The 18,547-nt window shown below is 62.6% G+C and carries 13 protein-coding genes; 5 read left to right on the plus strand and 8 right to left on the minus strand.

Features of this window, described 5'->3' with window-relative positions; all coding sequences use genetic code 11:
- Positions 1–25: 25 nt before the first annotated feature.
- From OHL16_RS08960 to OHL16_RS08980, 5 genes are read right to left on the minus strand one after another with little or no spacing between them, the layout of a single operon-like run.
- Complete coding sequence (locus tag OHL16_RS08960; protein ID WP_263366770.1) at positions 26–826, minus strand: c-type cytochrome; 801 nt, start codon at positions 824–826, stop codon at positions 26–28.
- The gene (locus tag OHL16_RS08965) at positions 826–1,368 is read right to left on the minus strand and encodes a DUF3341 domain-containing protein (RefSeq protein ID WP_263366771.1); all 543 of its coding nucleotides are present in this window, start codon (positions 1,366–1,368) and stop codon (positions 826–828) included. Before OHL16_RS08965 ends, OHL16_RS08960 begins: the two co-directional genes overlap by 1 nt.
- Entirely contained in the window at positions 1,368–2,798 is a 1,431-nt protein-coding gene (nrfD, locus tag OHL16_RS08970) for an NrfD/PsrC family molybdoenzyme membrane anchor subunit (RefSeq protein ID WP_263366772.1), read from the minus strand. Before nrfD ends, OHL16_RS08965 begins: the two co-directional genes overlap by 1 nt.
- The gene (locus tag OHL16_RS08975) at positions 2,799–5,999 is read right to left on the minus strand and encodes a TAT-variant-translocated molybdopterin oxidoreductase (protein WP_263366773.1); all 3,201 of its coding nucleotides are present in this window, start codon (positions 5,997–5,999) and stop codon (positions 2,799–2,801) included.
- On the minus strand, positions 5,996–6,856 hold the full coding sequence (locus OHL16_RS08980; RefSeq protein WP_263366774.1) for a cytochrome c3 family protein: 861 nt from the start codon (positions 6,854–6,856) through the stop codon (positions 5,996–5,998). The genes OHL16_RS08975 and OHL16_RS08980 overlap by 4 nt, the downstream gene beginning before the upstream one ends.
- Positions 6,857–7,295: 439 nt before the next feature.
- Here OHL16_RS08980 and OHL16_RS08985 point away from each other — a divergent pair, with 439 nt between their 5' ends.
- The 4 genes from OHL16_RS08985 to OHL16_RS09000 all read left to right on the plus strand — a co-directional run bounded on the left by OHL16_RS08985 (position 7,296) and on the right by OHL16_RS09000 (position 13,300).
- Positions 7,296–8,006, plus strand: a complete 711-nt coding sequence (locus OHL16_RS08985; protein ID WP_263367439.1) for a DNA-3-methyladenine glycosylase family protein — start codon at positions 7,296–7,298, stop codon at positions 8,004–8,006.
- Positions 8,007–8,166: 160 nt separating this feature from the next.
- The gene (locus OHL16_RS08990; protein WP_263366775.1) at positions 8,167–10,053 is read left to right on the plus strand and encodes an NHL repeat-containing protein; all 1,887 of its coding nucleotides are present in this window, start codon (positions 8,167–8,169) and stop codon (positions 10,051–10,053) included.
- A 130-nt stretch (positions 10,054–10,183) separates the two neighbouring features.
- Complete coding sequence (locus OHL16_RS08995; RefSeq protein WP_263367441.1) at positions 10,184–10,540, plus strand: ribosomal maturation YjgA family protein; 357 nt, start codon at positions 10,184–10,186, stop codon at positions 10,538–10,540.
- A 120-nt stretch (positions 10,541–10,660) separates the two neighbouring features.
- Complete coding sequence (locus tag OHL16_RS09000) at positions 10,661–13,300, plus strand: DUF3536 domain-containing protein (RefSeq protein WP_263366776.1); 2,640 nt, start codon at positions 10,661–10,663, stop codon at positions 13,298–13,300.
- Between the two features lie 25 nt (positions 13,301–13,325).
- Here OHL16_RS09000 and OHL16_RS09005 read toward each other — a convergent pair whose 3' ends face one another.
- Positions 13,326–14,483, minus strand: a complete 1,158-nt coding sequence (locus OHL16_RS09005) for a glycosyltransferase family 87 protein (RefSeq protein WP_263366777.1) — start codon at positions 14,481–14,483, stop codon at positions 13,326–13,328.
- Between the two features lie 12 nt (positions 14,484–14,495).
- Entirely contained in the window at positions 14,496–15,581 is a 1,086-nt protein-coding gene (locus OHL16_RS09010; protein WP_263366778.1) for a Rieske 2Fe-2S domain-containing protein, read from the minus strand.
- Between the two features lie 101 nt (positions 15,582–15,682).
- Between OHL16_RS09010 and OHL16_RS09015 the strand changes: the two genes are divergently transcribed.
- Positions 15,683–17,779, plus strand: coding sequence for an ArnT family glycosyltransferase (locus OHL16_RS09015; protein ID WP_317891052.1), 2,097 nt, complete (start codon positions 15,683–15,685; stop codon positions 17,777–17,779).
- Between the two features lie 104 nt (positions 17,780–17,883).
- On the opposite strand, the gene OHL16_RS09020 is transcribed toward OHL16_RS09015, so the two are convergent.
- Positions 17,884–18,477: a PEP-CTERM sorting domain-containing protein gene (locus OHL16_RS09020; RefSeq protein WP_263366779.1), complete on the minus strand. Its 594-nt coding sequence runs from the start codon at positions 18,475–18,477 to the stop codon at positions 17,884–17,886.
- Positions 18,478–18,547: the final 70 nt, after the last annotated feature.

Consider the following 18,547-nt stretch of genomic DNA (forward strand, 5'->3'; position numbering starts at 1 on the left):
AGCCTTCATTCGGAAGCTTCCGAGGTTATTGCTGCTGTGCTGCTGCGGCCGGAGTCTTGGCTGCGGCCGGCGCCGCTCCCTTGCCCGACGCTCCGGCGCCCGGGGAGGGAAGGACCAGGGGTTGACCGTCGGGCGTGCCCGTCACTGCGGTTGCAGGAACGGTCCACTCCCCGGCGAAGGACTCAGGCAGACCCTCGCGGTCGGCGATATTCTTCATCGACTCGACGTGAGCTCCCGGCGCGACGTCCGCTTCGGTTGCATTCTGGCTCAACTGCAGCGCCTTGATGTACGCGACGATGGCCCAGCGGTCTGCGGGGGCCACCTGCGCCGAGTAGTCAGGCATCGCACCGTAGCCATTGCTGATGACGTTGAAGAAGTGCCCCAGCGGAGCGGCCTCAAGCCGTGCCGTGTGAAAATTTCCCGCCTGCGCGTAGCCACGCTCGACAATCATTCCCGCGCCGTTGCCCACGCGCGAGTGACAAGGCGTGCAGTACACGTTGTACCGCTCCTGCCCCCGCTGGAGCACCTGCAGCGTCACCGGGAAGGGCATCTCGTTGCCCTCCTTGCCGTCGACCAAACCGGTGTAGAAGTACGAGTTCTCGTGGAGCTGGTTGCGAGCCACGGTGTTGGCCACCTGCGGACGCACCGAGCGGCCGTCAGCGTAAAAGGAGGTGCCGCGCTGCGGGAAGAACTTCGGCTGGTCGTGCATGTCCTGCCGGCATCCGGCGAGAACCAAAGTCGCCGCCATCGCACCAAATCCCGCGAGTTTGTTGAGTTTCAGCACGCTACTCCCTACTCCCTGTTCCCTATTCTCTGCACTTCGCATTAGTGGTCGACCTCCACCACTGAGACCGCCTCGAACTGCTCAAGAAACGCCCTCGTCCCAGTAGGCGAAAACTGCGGGTCCGTCGCCTCCAGGCAGAGGAAGAACTTGTCCGACGTCGCGCCGTTGCGGAAGTTGGGCGCGTTGAAGACCGGATGATAGAGCTGCGGAAGCCCGTTCAACGCGATCATCCCGAAGCAAGCCGAAAGCCCCGCAAACAGAATCGTCCACTCGTACGCCGGAATGATGAACGCCGGCCACGAGAACAGCGGACGCCCCGCGATATTCAGCGGATAGGACCACACCGAGATCCATGTCTCCATCAGGAACGCCGTCGTCACGCCCATCAACCCGCCCAGCAGGCAGACCAGAGGCACGCGGTTTTTGTGGAAGTGCAACGCCTCGGCTGCCTCTTCCACCGGATAAGGCGTGTAGCACTCCATGCGCCGGTATCCTGCGCGGCGAGCCTCTTCGGTCGCATGCACCAGCTCGCTCGGAGTATTGAACTCCGCCAGCATTCCGTAGATTCCCTCTCTCGGCGGCATTAGGTCAGCTCCTCGCTTACGGTCTCAGCATTTGCTCCGCGACGCGTGATCTTGGTATGCGGCAGCATCATCCGGATCTCCGACATCGGAATCATGGGAAGGAACCGGACAAACAGGAGGAACAGGAAGGTAAACAGACCCCACGTTCCAATGAAGATCATGTAGTCCCACTTCGTCGCCGTGTAGGTTCCCCAGCTCGACGGCAGGTACTCGCGATAGAGGCTGGTCACAACGATGACGAATCGCTCAAACCACATGCCCGTGTTTACGACGAACGACAGGAAGAACAGGTATCCCACATTCACGCGCAGCTTGCGCGACCACAGCGTGGTCAGCGGGATCGCGATATTGGTCAGGATCAGGATCCAGTACGCCCAGCCCATCGGCCCGAACATACGGTTCCACATCATGAAGAACTCCCAGTGGCTGGCCGAGTACCAGCTCATGAAGACCTCCATGCCGTACCCGTAGGCCACGATCGAGCCCGTCGCCAGCATGACCTTCGCCATGTTGTCCAGGTGGCGCAGCGTCACCAGGTCTTCCAGGTGGTAGAACTTGCGGATCGGAATCGCCAGCGTCAGAACCATCGCGAAGCCGGAGTACACAGCGCCGGCGACGAAGTAGGGCGGAAAGATCGTCGTGTGCCACCCTGCAAGCGCCGCCACAGCGAAGTCGAAGCTGATGACCGTATGTACAGAGAGCACCAGCGGCGTCGAAAGGCCCGCCAGCAGTAGGGAAGCCGTCTCAAACCGGATCCAGTGCCGCGTCGATCCGCGCCAGCCCAGCGAGAGCAGGCCGTAGAAGTACTTGGCGAACGGCATCTTCGCGCGGTCGCGCAGCGTCCCGAAGTCCGGGATCATGCCCATATACCAGAAGACAATCGAGATCGTCGCGTAGGTCGAGACCGCGAAAACGTCCCACGCCAGCGGCGAGCGGAACTGCGGCCAGACGTTCATCGTGTTCGGGTAAGGGAACAGCCAGTAGCTCACCCACGGGCGGCCGACGTGGATCAGCGGGAACATGCCGGCGCAGACCACGGCGAAGATCGTCATCGCTTCGGCGAAGCGGTTGATCGAGTTGCGCCACGTCTGCTTGAACAGCAGGAGAATGGCCGAGATCAGCGTACCGGCGTGGCCGATACCGATCCACCACACAAAGTTGATGATTGCGAATCCCCAGGCGCCCGGCATCGTGACGCCCCAGATTCCGACGCCCTTCAAAAACAGCCACGTGCACCCGATCACCACGCCCTGCGCGATGCCGGCCGCCACGATCAGGCCAAAGAACCAGCCCAGCGGAGTGTTCGACGTCAGCACCAGGCCGGCGAGTTTCTGCGTCACCGACTTGAAGGTATGCCCCGGCGTGATGACCGCGTACTCGCCTGTACGCGGGTCAATCATCGGGTCATTGATGGGAGTTTTGGTCGCCATTTATGCCAGCTCCGGGTTCGGGTTGATGACGCCAGCCGTGTAGGTTGTGCGTGGACGATAGTTCAGGTCGGTCAGCACCTGGTAGTCGCGCTCGGTCTCCTTGCGCTTCGATACCTTGCTGCCCTTGTCGTTGATGTTGCCGAAGACGATGGCGTCGGTCGGGCAGGCCTGCTGGCACGCCGTCACGATCTCGCCGTCGCGAACCTCGCGGTTCTCCTTGTCGGCGGTGATCTTGGCCGCTTCGATGCGCTGCACGCAGTAGGTGCACTTCTCCATCACGCCGCGCGAGCGGACCGTGACGTCGGGGTTGCGCATGAACTTGAGGCTCTCGGTGTCGAAGTCCGAGTACAGCAGGAAGTTGAACCTGCGGACCTTGTACGGGCAGTTGTTCGAGCAGTACCTCGTGCCCACGCAGCGGTTGTAGACCATCGAGTTCAGGCCCTCCGGCGTATGCACCGTCGCACCCACCGGGCAGACCTGCTCGCAGCCCGCGTTCTCGCAGTGCTGACAGGCCATTGGCTGGAAGTGCGCCTTCGGAGCATGCAGATCGCCCTCGAAGTAGGTGTCGATGCGCAGCCACTGCATGTTGCGGCCAACCTTCACCTGCTCGCGCCCGACGACGGGGATGTTGTTCTCCGCGTAGCAGCTTACGATGCAGGCGTTGCAGCCGACGCAGGAGTTCATATCGATCGACATACCCCACGCGTTCTGTACCTTCAGGGTCGAAGGATCGGTCTTCTTGTAGCTCCATGCGTCAGGGAAGAAGCTCTCGTCGTGCTTCGGAGCCTCGCCCTGCGGACCGTAGCCAACCTTGTTGACCAGCGTGCCGCTGGCGCCGTCCTCGGCGAACTTCGGGTTCTTCTTCGCCTCTTCGACCGTGGCGTAGCGGATGATCGACCGCTCCATTGCCTCATGTCCGGCCAGCGAGTAGGTCCCTTCCGTGTCAGAGAGCGGCTTTTCGAGATCGTGCTGTGCGAATGCGCCACGATGCTCGACGTTGTGGACCTTGGTGACGCAGAGGTCGTAGGTGCCCGAGACCTTCGTCGCCGTCACTCCCGCAGCCGAGAGCAGCGCGCCCGAGGTGCGCAGCTTGTAGGCATCGAAGCCGACGCCCGAGCCCACACGGCCCGCCTCGCGACGGCCAAAGCCGAGATGCACAGTAATCGCGCCGTCAGGATGACCCGGAACCATCAAGACCGGAGCCACGACCTTGCGGCCGTCGAGGTTCAGCTCAACCAGCTCGGTCTCCTCGACCTTCAGGTCTGCCATCGTGCCCATGCTCATCAGCGCAGCGTTGTCCCAGCTCAGGTTCGTGACCTGCTTGGGAAGCTCCTGCAGCCAGCCGACGTTGGAGTAACGCCCGTCATACAGCGACGGGTCAGGGCGGAACGAGACCTCATAGCCGCTCGCCGAGGAAGGCACGCTGGCCGGCAGTGAAGTGACCCTCGCCGGAACTCCAGCCTTCGCCGTAAATGCCGTGTCCGCAACCCAGCCATCGTGCAGCGCCTTGCGCCAGCCTGCGGCAAAGTCGCCCTTGATGTAGGTCTTCGCGTTGGCCATCACCGCGTCGTAGGCCGAGGCCTGCGGGTTGTCCAGAAGCGACTGGAAGACGTCATGCACAGTCTTGCCGCCATACAGCGGATCGATCATCGGCTGGATGATCGTGATCGTGCCGTCGTAGGCACGCGCATCCGACCAGCTCTCGAGGTAGTGCGCCTTATTGACGTGCCACGTCGCGATCGCGCCCGTCTCATCCACGTGCGAGCCGAGATGCACTGTCACCGGAACCTTGTCGAATGCGCTCTCAAAGCCGAGGTCCCCCGGCGCCGAGTAGATCGGGTTGACGCCCAGAATCACAAGCCACTGCACCTTGCCCGCGTTCATGTCGGCCACCAGGGCCTTCAGGTCGGCACCCTGCTCGGTCGGCAGCGGATTCACCGTCTCGGTGTAGACGACCGTCTTGCCCACTGCGCCGATCAGTGTGTTCAGCGCATAAGCCGCGGCGTGCACCGAAGCCGGAGCCTGCTCACCCGGAATCACAACAGCTCGGCCCGGATTCTTCTTGAGGTCCGCAAGCAGCGCATTGAAGAACTTCTGCTGGTCCGCTGTCAGGCCCTGCGGAGCTGTCCCGAAGACCAGGGCATCGGCAAACTGCGCTAACTGGCTTGGTTTCAACGCCAGCCTGTGCTCGGCGCGGAAACCCGTGACCGTCGGCATCGTCTCGACGACGTACAGCCGGTTCATCGTCTTGTCTTCTTCGTAGCGATGCCGCTCAGCGTAAGCCGCAGCCAGGGGCAGGAAGCCCGGATGCGCGATGCCGCCGAGGAAATCTGCGTCGAGCGAGAGGATCACATCAGCTTCCTCAAGCTTGTACCGCGCGTCGGTGTAGCCGCCGAAGGCCAACTTGGAGGCCGTACGCGAAGAGTCCTGGTTTACCGGCTCCCACTGCACCAGCTTCGCCTGCGGGAACTTAGCCTGCACCTGCTTCCACTGTGCGGCTGCCGTGGGAGAGGTAATGGTCTCGCTCAGGAAGTACACGCCCTGCCCATTGCCGGTCTTCTTCACGGCAGTGGCAAAGGTGTTCTGGAAGTCTGCCCAGCTCGAGCGCTCCCCACGATTCCGCACAGCGGGCGAGCGATCCGGATCGTACAGATCAAGCAGCGTGGCCTGCGTGAAGGCGTCCGACTTGCCCTTCGAGACCGGGTGCTCCGGGTTGCCGTCCACCTTGATCGGACGGAACGAGTCCGACTTTACCAGCACCGGAATCGCGCCCGTCGGGAACGGGTGCGCCGTCGCGAAGTGCATCGGCTTGCCGAGGACCAAGTCCTCCGGCTGCTTCACATAGGGATAGATCGGCTCGTCGGGCTGCTTGGTGCAACCGGCAAGTCCGGCCAGAGCCATCGACGCGCCCATCACCTTCAGGAAGCCGCGCCGGCTCACCGCGTCGACCCACTCGGTCGACTGCCGCGGGAACTCCTGCTGCATCATCTCCTGGAAAGCGGGAGTCTCAGCCAAATCATCCAGACTCTTCCAGAACCGCCGACCTGTCTTGCCGTTCAGCTTTTCCTGGACCTCGGCGAGGGTCATCCTCGCCTTCGCCGGGGCAATCTCGGTCACGACCTGAGCTTCCATCTTTGCGGGTGTCTCGGCCATCGTCTGCTCTGTTCCAATCCCAGTCGTATTCATTCCGGTCGTCTTCATCGGTGGCACGTCTCGCAGCTGGACAGCTCGTTCGGGGTGCGGATGTGATACTGCGCCGTCAGGTACTTGCCCAGATCCATCTGATTGGTGAACTTCGTGTAGCTCGCCGGAACCGCGATCGCCGCTGCGGGAGCATCGCTCACAGCCTGCGCTCCACCCGCCGCCGGACCGGCCTGCAGCGCCGCCAGCTCAGGCCCGCCCTTGCTCGGGTCAGTCGTCGTGCAGCTCACAGCTCCAGCCGTCGGTCCGGCCTTACCGGTCGAGCCGCACCACACCGGCTTGTCGCTCGAAGGACCAGCCCATGCCATGTTGTAGATCTCGGAGGTCGGCCTCAGGTTCGCCGCGGGATTGCGATGGCAGTTCAGACACCACTCCATCTGCAAGGTGTTTTCCTGGTACATCAGCGGCATCTCGTCCACTCTGCCGTGGCAGCTGGCGCAGCCGATGCCCTTGTTCACGTGAATCTCGTGATTGAAGTAGACGAAGTCCGGAAGGTCGTGCACCCGAATCCACTGGATCGACGCGCCCGTAGCCCAGCTCTGCCGGACCGGCTCCAGGTAATCGGCGTTGGTCCAGATCTGCGCGTGACAGTTAATACAGGTCTTCGTCGGAGGAATGCCCGCATACGAGCTCTTCTCGACAGACGTGTGACAGTACTGACACTGCAGCCCAAGGCCTTCGACGTGGTGCTTGTGGCTGAAAGGAATCGGCTGGTCCGGCCGCTGGCCCTGCTTGGTCACCCACGGCGACCGTTGCAACTGGTCCAGCGTTACACCGAGCGCGATGACGATCAGGCCCGTCAAGACAAGGCTCATCCTGGCCAGCGCGTTCGAACTGCGGTCAAAAACTTGCGCCATGAGTGCTTTCCTGCTTCCTCTTCTTTTACCTGGCTTGTAGCCGGTGAGGTGAAATTCAGATCGTGCTACTTAGGCTATAGTCTTGCCGAAACTGTATCGGGAGGGCGATTCCATTCCGGCGGGGTTACTTCTGCGGTCAACGCTGCGTCAAATAAAACTTCCTTCTCTCAGGAATTCCGAGTATAGCAGTCGGAAAACACTCCTCGAAAGAGGTCGTGCGATACTCGCAACTGTTTTTGCGCCTGAAAATCGATTATCGAAACACGCGAAAACATTAGCTGCACAATATCTCGTATCTGCCTGCCTTCAGGAGCTCGACCACTACAACATATCCACCCTGCCAGATGGGTATCGCACTTGTAAATGCGAACCGTTTAAGTCCGAGTTTCCACCTCGGAGACATTCGCAGCAGATGCCCGCCTCTGCTACCGTCATCCACATGCCTCGTCCCATCGCCCGCCCGCGCGCCCCGCAGTACGATGCCGCCCTCGCACTCACCGAACTCTCCGCCGCCGACCCAAAACTCGGTAAGCTCATCCAGCGCGCCGGCCCTTTCACCATGCGGCTTTCGAGCACACTCTCGCCCTTTGAGGCGCTGGTCGAGTCCATCATCTATCAGCAGCTCCACGGCAAGGCCGCCGCCACCATCCATCGCCGCCTCGTTGAGAGCTTCCACCCCACTCACGGCAAGGGGCACTTCGACGCGCAGCATCTTCTCGACGCTCCCAACGAGCAGCTCCGCGCCGCCGGACTCTCGCACAACAAGAGCCTCGCGCTCCGCGATCTCGCCGCCAAGACCCTCGACGGAACGGTGCCCACACTCGCGCGCATCCGCCGCATGTCCGACGAGGACATCATCGAGCACCTCACCCAGGTGCGCGGCATCGGCCGCTGGACCGTTGAGATGCTGCTCATCTTCCGCCTCGGCCGCCCCGACATCTTTCCCGTCGCCGACTACGGCGTCCGCAAAGGCTTCGCGCTCACCTTCCTCAGCCTCAAGCCCACCCAGAAGGTCACACCCGATCTTCTTCCCAAACCCGACGTGATGCACAAGCGAGCAAGACGCTGGGAGCCCTGGCGCTCCGTCGCAAGCTGGTACCTCTGGCGAGCCTGCGACCTCGCCAACGGCAAATATAAACAACCGGAGTGAAGCTGCCATAAAGCGCCAAAACGCCGCCGTATCTATTCAGCTACCTTTACGCGTAAATTGCTTGCCCAGCAAAATCGATGGCTAGTACAGTGATGCCGTTACACTTGTCCCGGGCCCTTCCTTTCCATTTTCAAAAAAATCTCCTCTAAGGGAGTCCCCTTTGCGCATTCCTGCTCTCTGCTCCGCGCTTGCCGTATCTCTTCTGCTTAGTGGTTGTTCGCTCAACAACACCGCGACGACCTCCACCCCTGCCACAGGCCGCAGCATCCACGGCAACGTCCACGGGGGACAGCAGCCCATTTCCGGCTCTCACGTCTACCTGTTCCGGTCCGATACTACCGCCTACGGGAACGCCTCGGTCAGCCTCCTCAACAGCTCTGCCGCCGGAGCCGCAACTGACTCCATCGGCACCTACGTCACCACCGACGCAAACGGCAACTTCAGCATCACTGGCGACTACACCTGCACGGCCGGCGACCAGGCCTACCTGTATGCGCTCGGCGGTAACCCCGGCGCTGGCCCCAACTCCGCCGCCGGACTGATGGCGGTCCTCGGCACCTGCCCCGCTTCAGGCAACTTCTCAGGTTCGGTTCCCTTTGTCTCTATCAACGAAGTCACCACAGTCGCGGCCGCCTATGCGTTTCTCGGATTCGCCAGCGACCCCACTCACGTCGCCAGCTCCGGAACGCCGCTCGCCAAAACCGGAATCGCCAACGCCTTTGCAACCGCCTCGAACCTTGCGAACATCGCCACCGGCACAGCCTACACCACGACGCCCGGAGGCAACGGAAGCGTTCCCCAGGCCGACATCAATACTCTGGCAAACATTCTCTCTGCTTGCATCAACTCCACCGGCCCCTCCAGCACTGCATGCAGCTCACTCTTCAACTACGCTCCCAGCGGTGGCAACCCTTCGACAACGCCGACGGATACAGCGATGGCAGCCATCAATATCGCGCACAACCCGCTGACCAATGTCGCCAATCTCTACAGCCTCGTACCTCCTTCGCCCCCCTTCAATCCCAGCCTCACCTCCGCTCCCAGCGATTTCATCGTTTCGATCGCCTTCAACGGCGGCGGAATCAATGGCGCGCAGCATCTCGCCATCGACGGCTCGGGCAACATCTGGACCACCAACAACACTCCGTCGCTCTCCAAATTCAGCCCGCTTGGCGTCGCACTATCTCCCGCAGGCGGCTACACCGACTCCAGTCTCAATAGCCCGACCGGCATCGCCATTGATACCTCCGGCAACGTCTGGGCCGCCAACAATGGAGGCAACACCATTAGCGGCTTCACCAACTCCGGGACCTTCATTACCGGAGCTTCAAGCTCCAGCCCCACACTCAACACCCCGAGCCTCCTTGCTTTCGACCCCACTGGCCGTTTCTGGGTCCCAACACTGAACGGCTCGGTCACGAGCCTTGTCCAGTTCTCTTCCGCCGGTGCCTACAACGCAGCCTATACAGGAGGCGGCCTTAATCATGGAAGCCTCAGCCCCATCGCCTTTGATCCCGCAGGCAACGCCTGGGTCGGCAACGCGGGCACAACTGGCTTTAGCGTGTTCTCGTCCGCCGGAGTCGCCAGCCCCTCTTCGCCCATTTCCGCGGGTGGAGTCTCCAGCCCGGTCGGTATGGCCTTTGACTCTTCCTCCAACCTTTGGTTCCTCAACTCCGATGGGTCTTTCGGAGCGATTACCAGCGCCGGGACCGCTGTCCCAGGCTCACCGGTCAACACAGGCTCCACTGCCGGAATTGCGATGGCAATCGACGGCAAGAGCCACGCCTGGTTTATGACCAGCACCACCAGCGGTTCCACAACAACCTACACCCTGCAAAGCTACAAGATTTCCAGTGGAAGCATCACATACGCCGGCGGCACTACCTTTTCCTTCCCGGGAGCCCCGCTTGACCTTGCATTTGATGGCTCCGGCAACATTTGGCTCCTCGGTTCGAATAAGCTCATCCAGCTCATCGGCGTGACGAAGCCAGTCGTCACACCGCTCTCTTACGCCGTCGCCAACAACTCCCTCGGCACCCGACCCTGATCTTCAGAGGGCGCGCCTGATCACAAACAGGCGCGCCACTATCTCCAGCTCGCGACGCTCACTCACTGCACTCGTCTTCCTGCTGATTACGGTCCCCATCGGTATAGCCGTCCGCTACGCCCCGCTCCATCTGCCGTGGTTCTTCTCGAAGTATCTCGGCTCCTTCCTCTGGGCGGTCGCGCTCTACTGGTTCATCGCAGCACTCTTACCAACGCTCTTTCCGAAAGCACTCGCGGCCATCTCAACCGCAAGCGCACTTGCCGTCGAATTCTCCCGCCTCGTGCCCCAGTCCACCATCGACGCCTTCCGACTTACCCTCGCCGGTCGACTCATCCTCGGCCGCTTCTTCTCCTTCAAAGACATCGCCACCTACCTGCTCGCCATCGCTCTCAGCACTCTCCTCGATCTCCGTCTCCATCCCGGCCGCCGGCGTCCCGGGGAAAGCCCCGGAGACACCTCCGGAGGCAAACCGTTGGCGCTGCAATGAATCTAAGCCATCAGGGTCCCGCAACCTCACATCCCCCATTCGTCGCGTTGCTGCATTACCGCGTCCAGCCTATCCTCTATCGCGAGGAGTCTAAGAACACTGAAGAACTCTGAGAGCACCATGGCTAAGTCCCGAGCCCACGCGAAGCCCCAGCCGCAACCGCAGTCCGAGCGCTTCGTCTGTGTCCACGGCCACTTCTACCAGCCGCCCCGCGAGAACCCCTGGCTCGAGACCGTCGAGGTGCAGGACTCCGCCGCGCCCTATCACGACTGGAACGACCGCATCACCGCCGAGTGCTACGCCCCCAACGGGGCCTCGCGCATTACTGACAGCGACAACCTCATCATCCGCATCGTCAACAACTACGCGCGGATGAGCTACAACTTCGGCCCCACGCTGCTGAGCTGGCTCAACGACAACGCCCCCCGCACCTACCGGATGATCCTCGACGCCGACCAGGTCTCCGCAGAGCGATACGGAGGACACGGCTCTGCCATGGCGCAGGGCTACAACCACATCATCATGCCGCTGGCCAATGAGCGCGACGCACGCACGCAGATCCGCTGGGGCATCGCCGACTTCAAGTTCCGCTTTGGCCGCAAGCCCGAGGGCATGTGGCTGGCCGAGACCGCCGTCAACCGCAAGGTTCTCGACCTCCTCGCGCAGGAGGGAATCAAGTTCACCATCCTCGCTCCGCACCAGTGCGCGCGCATCCGGCCCATCCCCGCGCCTGCCCCGGGAGTCGCATCGCCGAAGATGGGAGACACAACCGCAACTCCGCCCGCCGTCGGCGAGATCGGCCACATCTCCGCCGGAACCGCCTGGATCGAAACCCCTGACGCCACCGTCGACACCACGCGCCCCTACCTCGTCCCGCTCGACGAAGGCCGCAGCATCGCCGTCTACTTCTACGATGGCCCCGGCTCCCGCGCCATCGCCTTCGAGGGCCTGCTCAACTCGGGCGTGGATTTCGCCACGCGCCTCACCTCCACCTTCACTCCGGACGGAGCTCACCGCGCCCAGCTCTCGCACGTCGCAACCGACGGCGAAAGCTACGGCCACCACCACCGGCACGGCGAGATGGCGCTCTCTTACGCCATGCGCCACATCGAGGAGAACCACCTCGCGCGGCTCACCAACTACGGCCAGTTCCTCGCGAAGTTCCCCCCCGAGTGGCAGGCCGAAATCGTCGAGGACACCTCGTGGAGCTGCTTCCACGGCGTTGAGCGCTGGCGCTCCGACTGCGGCTGCAACAGCGGCAAGCCCGGCTGGAACCAGCAGTGGCGCGCCCCGCTCCGCCAGGCCCTTGACACGCTCCGCGACGCGGTCACGCCGCTCGCCGAAAAGCTCTCCGCCGAGCTCTTCCGGGACCTCTGGGCTGCACGCGACGCCTACATCCAGGTCATCCTCGACCGCTCCCAGCCCAGTGTCGACAGATTCTTCACCACGCACCAGCGCCACGAGCTCTCGCAGGAAGAGCGCATCACCGCGCTCGAACTCATGGAGCTCGAACGCCACACCCAGCTCATGTACACCTCCTGCGGCTGGTTCTTCGACGAGATCTCCGGCATCGAGACCGCACAGGTCATCGCCTACGCCGGCCGCGTCCTCCAGCTCGCCGAGCGTCTCTTCGGCGAACCCGGAGCCGACCTCGAGGACCAGTTCCTCGCCATCCTCTCCGAGGGCAAGAGCAACATCTCCGAGATCGGCGACGGCGCCGAAGTCTACCGCCGCTACGTCACAGGAATGAAGATCGGCCTCGATCAGGTCGGCGCGCACTACGCCATCAGCTCCATCTTCCGGCCCTACCCTGAAGACGGCGAGATCTTCTGCTTCGATGTCCACCGCGAGAGCCACGAGGTCTTCAGCTCCGGCCGCGGACGCGTCGCCCTCGGCCGCGCACGCATCCGTTCGCGCGTCACCGAGGAAGAAGAGGAGATCAGCTTCGCCGTCCTTCACCTCGGCGACCAGAACCTCTCCGCCGCCGTCCGCCGTTTCAACCCCGCCGCCGAGCAGGAGCTCGCCGCCTTCGCCACCTTCTCGGCCGACGTCCGCTCCGCCACCCGCCGCGCGAACCTCCCCGAGGTCATCCGCCTCATCGACCGCTTCTTCGGCCCGCGCCGGGCCACGGACCACGACAACGGCCTCCACGGAACCACCGGCTACTCGCTCACCTCGCTCTTCACCGACGAGCAGCACCGCATCGTCCAGATCATCCTCAACCAGACCCTCGCCGAGACCGAGGACTCACTGCGCAAGATCTACGAGGACCACGCCTCGCTGCTCGACTTCCTCACCGAGACCGGCATGACGCCGCCGCCCGCGCTCGCCATCGCGGCCAACTACGCCATTAATTCCAGCCTGCGCCACGCCCTCGACGCCGAGCCCTTCAACGCCGATCTCATCGCTGATCTGGTCGCCCGCGCTGAGCACAACCAGATCGAGCTCAACGCGCAGCAGTTCAGCTACATCGGCGGCCAGCGCATGAAGCGCGCGATGATTCGGCTTGAGGCCGCGGCCTCCGGGGACAACACAATGAGCAGCGCGCTCGACGAGGCCGTCGTCATCGCCACCACGCTGCGAGCGTTGCCCTTCGAGGTCAACTTCTGGCAGGCCCAGAACATCTGGAACGACCTTCTCCGCCGCGGCGGAGCCAACTACTGGACCGACGAATGGAAAGAGGGCTTCAAGAAACTGGGCGAAGCAATGAGCATCAAGGTCGACCAGCTCGTCACCGAACAGGGCGTCCGCACGTTCTGACCGTACGGCGCGGCGCTGGTAGAACTCAAGTGTTGACCGCACGTTGTTGTCTTTCCTCAGTCAGCGGCGCCGTCACCGTAACCACCAGAACAGCAACCAGCAGCACAAAGAAAACAAGGTGCCCCATAAACATAAGCACCGGCATACAGAAGCACGCTCCCACGCAAAGATAAGCCCGCCGCGTTCCCGTCTCCAGCATCGCCATCACCGGGATCAGCAGCAGCGTGAAGTCATGCAGGTTCACGTTCAGGCTCACGATCAGGGTAAGCGCGATCATCGGCGGAAACAGGCTGCGAGCATCGCTGCAATTGCGTAACCGCCAAGCCACCGCCAGCAGAAGAATCGCGGACAGCGCCACGGCCAACTCCACGGTCGTCTTCGCGTTCATCCCCAACAGGTCAAGCAACCCACGCAGATTCGGCCGGGCCCATGATGTCGCACCGATCTCCTCCCCCGCGGCCGAGCCTGCATAACGCATCAGGTCCACCATCTCATGCCAGCCCCGCATACCGGTGATAGCCAGGCTGAGAAGCACGCACGCCACGCACGCAGCGAGCAAGCCCCAGGCAAAACGCGCACCTCGCTTCAACACAAGGATCACGGCAAGGGGAAGCACAAGCTGCGGCTTGAACAAGGCGCACCCCAGCAGCGCTCCGCCGAGCCCGTCCTTCCTGCGCTCCACCGCCACAAGTGCGCCGGAAAACAGCAGCAGCAACAGAACCGAATCCTGTCCCTGCACAATGGCCAACGCAACAGGAAAGAGCGCCAGCGCAAGCAGAGCGATGTCCCGTCGCCGGGCATAAAACACCTCACCCAGCGAGCGGCACGACCCAACAAGCATTGCAAGGCACATCAGCCTCCACACCCACAGCGCAAGCCGAAACGGCAGCAGGGCCAGCGGAGCGAAGATCAAAGCCTCATAAGCAAGGTGAAGAAATGGCAGCGGCGCCGGCATGCCAAGAACTCTGCGCTGAAACTCAGCCTGCGTCGCCAGATCGAAGAGCTGCCGCCGATGTCCCTCGACGATCAGCCCACCCGCCGCGTACAGCGCCGAAAAGTCCAGCGTCGCCGTGTGCGAGAAGACAAGCAGCGCAAACCAGCAGAACCCCGCCACAATCCCAAGCAGCAGGACCGCCTCAGAGGACAGGGCTAACTCGCCTTCGCGATTTTCCGGCGACCTCATTCGCCCATCGCCTCAGCTCCTCCAGTGCAGCGTCACCGGCCCGGTCAACGGATGCTCGCCAGTCCCCTTCATCCTCGCCTGCTTCAGCGCGAAGTACCACTTCGCCGGCTTGTCCGCGTCGTCGATCAACATCAGCCCCGGATGAAACCGCAGCCCCTCGGCTTGCTCGATCATCGTCTGCTGGTCCTGCCGGACAAAACGCGCGCCGAAAAACGTAGCGATGGAAGTTACAAATGGCACGCGATAGAAGATGTTCCACGCCGCAATCACATCGATCCTGCACGTCGAAGGCGTCACCGGAGTCACCGTCGTCAGGCTGGCGAACCACTTGCTTCCCGCCCGGATCGTCTCATAACGCCGGTTCGGCAACACAAAGTCGATCGTCGTTGTAATCGGCTCGCCGTACACGCCCAGCAGCTTGTACGGCGCCGAGTTCGCGCTCGGAGCGTGCGACGACATCCTGAACCCCTGCGGGATCGGCTCGAAGGTCTTCTCCTTCTCGTGGATGCTCGCCTTGCTCCGCCACCACCACGCCTGATGCACAAACGGTCCATGCGCCGGGTCCATCAGCCCGATGATCCCGTGGTCCACGTTGCACGGCAGGTCAGCCACCAGGTGCGCGCTGCGATACTTCTCCGAGAACTTAGGCAACTCCGGCACCGGAGGCAGCGCCTCGCCCGCGCGTCCCGTGCCCGGCTCAGGCAGGTACACCCACGCATACCCATCGCGCTCCTCGCACGGATACGCGCCCGCGTAGATCTTCCCCGGCTCCAGCGACTCGTGTTTCGTGAGCGAAGGAATCTCCCTGCACTGCCCGGAGCACGGCTCAAACTTCCAGCCGTGATACTTGCACTGCACGGTCTCGCCGTCGAACCACCCCGCCGACAGCGGAATCCCACGATGCGGACAGAGATCACGCATCGCAAACAGCTTCCCATCGTTCTTCCTGCCCAGCACCAGAGGAACGCCCAGCAGCAACGCGCGCGTCATCTTCCCCCTTCGCAGCCCGCTCACACGCAGCGCCGGGTACCAGTCCCCAAAGATCAGCTCCGCCGGAGGCCCGGCAACACCATTCACTTGAACCAGATCACGCATCATCAGTCAGCCTGAGTCTACGACAAACCTGCTCCGCCGCCACACCAACTCAACCACAGATCGACACGGAGACACACGGATAAAGAAAAAGGCCCAACACCGAGTTGCCTTTGATCCGTGCCTATCCGCGTCAATCCGCGGTCGCGCAATACACTGGTCACGTGCCTCTGACGCTCACCCCGACGCGCCGCAACCGCCTCATCCTCTTCGCCCTCTGGCTCTTCTTCTACTGCAGCTTCGCGCTGCTCACGCCGCCGCTGCTCGACGACGCCGATTCCGTCCACGCCGAGGTCTCCCGCGAGATGCTCCTCCGCCACGACTGGACCACCCTCTACGCCAACGGCATCCGCTACCTCGAGAAGGCCCCGCTCCTCTACTGGAGCATGGCCGCAAGCTTCAAACTGTTCGGCACCGAGACCGCCGCAGCGCGACTCCCACTCGCCCTCACCGTCCTCGCGCTCGCGTTCGCGGTGGAACTCTTCGCCCACCGGGCCTTCGGCAGCCCTGAGCAATCCGGCAGTCCTGAGCAACCGACCTCCGGCCACCGCGCTGGCCTCTACGCCGGCCTCATCCTCCTCTCCAGCTTCGGAATCTTCATCTTCACCCGCATCGCCATCCCCGACGCAATGGTGTGCCTCTGGCTCACCCTCGCCCTCCTCTGCTACTGGCTTACAGAACAGCAAGACCAGCCACAAAACCAGGTACCCTCCAGCGCGCCACAAAACCGGGTGCCCCAGGTCTCGCCTCTGAGACCTGGGTTTCGCAGAATATCCGGCGACTCCACCGCTCCCCCCAACCGCCTCCTCTGCTTCGCCTTTGCCGCCTGCTGCGCCCTCAACGTTCTCACCAAGGGGCTCATCGGCATCGTCTTCCCCATCGCCATCGTCGCCGCGCACCTTCTCCTCATCCGCGGCCTGCGCGGAGCGTTCGCACGCCTCCTCAGCTTCCATCCCGTCACCAGCACCGCCATCTTCTTAGCCATCGCCGCGCCGTGGCACTACCTCATCGGCCTCGCCAACCCCACGCAGGGAAGCCCCGGAAGCATCACCTTCTCCCACGGCCACTGGAACGTCCCACTCCCCAGCGACGGAAACGTCCACGGCTGGTTCTGGTTCTACTTCGTCAACGAACACCTCCTCCGCTACCTCAACCTCCGCGTCCCCCGCGACTACGACACCGTCCCGCTGCTCCTCTTCTGGGGACTCCTCCTCGTCTGGCTCATGCCCTGGAGCGCCTTTGTCTTCCACGCTGTCGGACGGGTTCCCTGGCGCAAGGGCTTCATGCGCGTCTCCCTTGATCCGCAGCAATCGACTCTCCTGCTTCTCGGCATATGGGCCGCCGTCCCGTTGCTCTTTTTCTCGCTCTCCACCCGCCAGGAGTACTACGTCCTCCCCGCGCTCCCCGCGCTCATCCTGCTCATCGCCGCGTGGCTCAACGACGAGGCCGACGAAGCCGAATCCTTCTCCGTCCCCAACCCTCTCACCGCCTCCGGGCAGCGCATCGCCGTCGTCATGCTCGTCTTCGGCTCCGTCGCCGCGCTCGCCGCCGGATTCTTCGTCATCCACACGCAACCCCCCAGCCCCAACACCGACCTCGCCAGCCTCCTCAAGCAGAACCCCGGCGACTACGCGCTCTCCTTCGGCCATTTCCTAGACCTCAACGCCCAGGCCATGGGAGCCTTTCGCACTCCACTCGTCCTCACCGCCATCGGGCTCTTTGGCGGAACGCTTGCCGCCTGGCTCCTGCGCCGCGACTACCGTCCCCACGCCGCCAACCTCGCCCTCGCCGCCGGAGCCTTCGTCTTCCTGCTCGCCGCGCACCTCGGCCTGCGGACCTTCTCCCCCGTCCTCACCTCAAAGCAGCTCGCCGACGCCATCGCGCCCGAGATCAAGCGCGGCGACGTCATCGTCATCCACGGCGAGTACGAGGCCGCCAGCACCCTCGGCTTCTACCTCCGCCGCAACGACATCCACATCTACGAGGGCCGCTCGTCCAACCTCTGGTACGGCAGCTACTTCCCCGACGCCCCGCCTATCTTCGAGGACACCTTCTCCCTCTCGCTCAAATGGACCGACGACACCCGCCGCGTCTTCCTCTGGCAGGACCTGAGCGAACCGCTCCCCAAACTCCCCGGCAAGACATACTTCATCGCGCAGAGCGGAGGCAAAGAGATTCTCAGCAACCAACCCAACCCCTACTGACGTACACCACAAATGCAGGAGGCCGCCCGCAAAGGTGGCCTCCTGTCTGCCGAAGCTCCCCAGCCGGAGCTGTTTAGCTCCGGTTGCGAGTCATCCAGGTTGCATTACGCGCAGAAGCGCCGGCGCAGAACGCCAGCAACTCCAACCAGACCGGTCCCCATGAGAGCCAGGCTCGAAGGCTCCGGCACCGGCGAATCATTGTCACTGATGAACTTGTAGTTCACATCCACTCCAGCAACAAAGCCAGGTTGCCCCTCAGTCGGCGTATACAGCGCGAAGTTGTTGCCCTCGGGTCCCACCTCTGGAATGCTGATGCTATTTTCGTAAAACCCCTCAGGAGGTCCGGAGGTATCCCCAAGGCTGTCAAAGCCGTCGAGGTTGTCGGAATAAAACACCAGGGTCCCGTTGGAGGCATTGAACCGGATCAAATCCAGAAAGCCCTCGCCCTCGGTCAAAAGGACGTCTCCGGAAACCAGGCTCGGCGGATTCAACAGACTGTAGGTCAGCACATTTGCGAGACCACCCGGTCCCGGATCATTCTGCAATGTGCCGTTCAGCCCAGTGCTGAATTTGTCTGAGTTCGTGAAAAGACCATTACCCTGCTCGTCGACGGTGATACTGACCGAAAAGGGCGTTTGCTGCGCAAATGCGGTGATAGAGAACAAGACAGGCGCAAAAAAGGCAATCAACTTTCTCATGGGCTGAAAGGCTCCGATAGCAGGAATTGAAGGTACACGAGGCACCCTAGACGAGTTCAAAGCACTTCAG

This window comes from Edaphobacter bradus, assembly GCF_025685645.1.
GTDB classification, from domain to species: Bacteria; Acidobacteriota; Terriglobia; order Terriglobales; family Acidobacteriaceae; genus Edaphobacter; species Edaphobacter bradus.

Bases quoted from the DNA above. Each gene is read 5' to 3' on its own strand.
- OHL16_RS08965 (WP_263366771.1), bottom strand. From the start codon at position 1,368: ATGCCGCCGAGAGAGGGAATCTACGGAATGCTGGCGGAGTTCAATACT.
- OHL16_RS08960 (WP_263366770.1), bottom strand. From the start codon at position 826: ATGCGAAGTGCAGAGAATAGGGAACAGGGAGTAGGGAGTAGCGTGCTG.
- OHL16_RS09005 (WP_263366777.1), bottom strand. From the start codon at position 14,483: ATGAGGTCGCCGGAAAATCGCGAAGGCGAGTTAGCCCTGTCCTCTGAG.
- OHL16_RS08975 (WP_263366773.1), bottom strand. From the start codon at position 5,999: ATGAAGACGACCGGAATGAATACGACTGGGATTGGAACAGAGCAGACG.
- OHL16_RS09000 (WP_263366776.1), top strand. From the start codon at position 10,661: ATGGCTAAGTCCCGAGCCCACGCGAAGCCCCAGCCGCAACCGCAGTCC.
- OHL16_RS09020 (WP_263366779.1), bottom strand. From the start codon at position 18,477: ATGAGAAAGTTGATTGCCTTTTTTGCGCCTGTCTTGTTCTCTATCACC.
- nrfD (WP_263366772.1), bottom strand. From the start codon at position 2,798: ATGGCGACCAAAACTCCCATCAATGACCCGATGATTGACCCGCGTACA.
- OHL16_RS08985 (WP_263367439.1), top strand. From the start codon at position 7,296: ATGCCTCGTCCCATCGCCCGCCCGCGCGCCCCGCAGTACGATGCCGCC.
- OHL16_RS09010 (WP_263366778.1), bottom strand. From the start codon at position 15,581: ATGATGCGTGATCTGGTTCAAGTGAATGGTGTTGCCGGGCCTCCGGCG.
- OHL16_RS08980 (WP_263366774.1), bottom strand. From the start codon at position 6,856: ATGGCGCAAGTTTTTGACCGCAGTTCGAACGCGCTGGCCAGGATGAGC.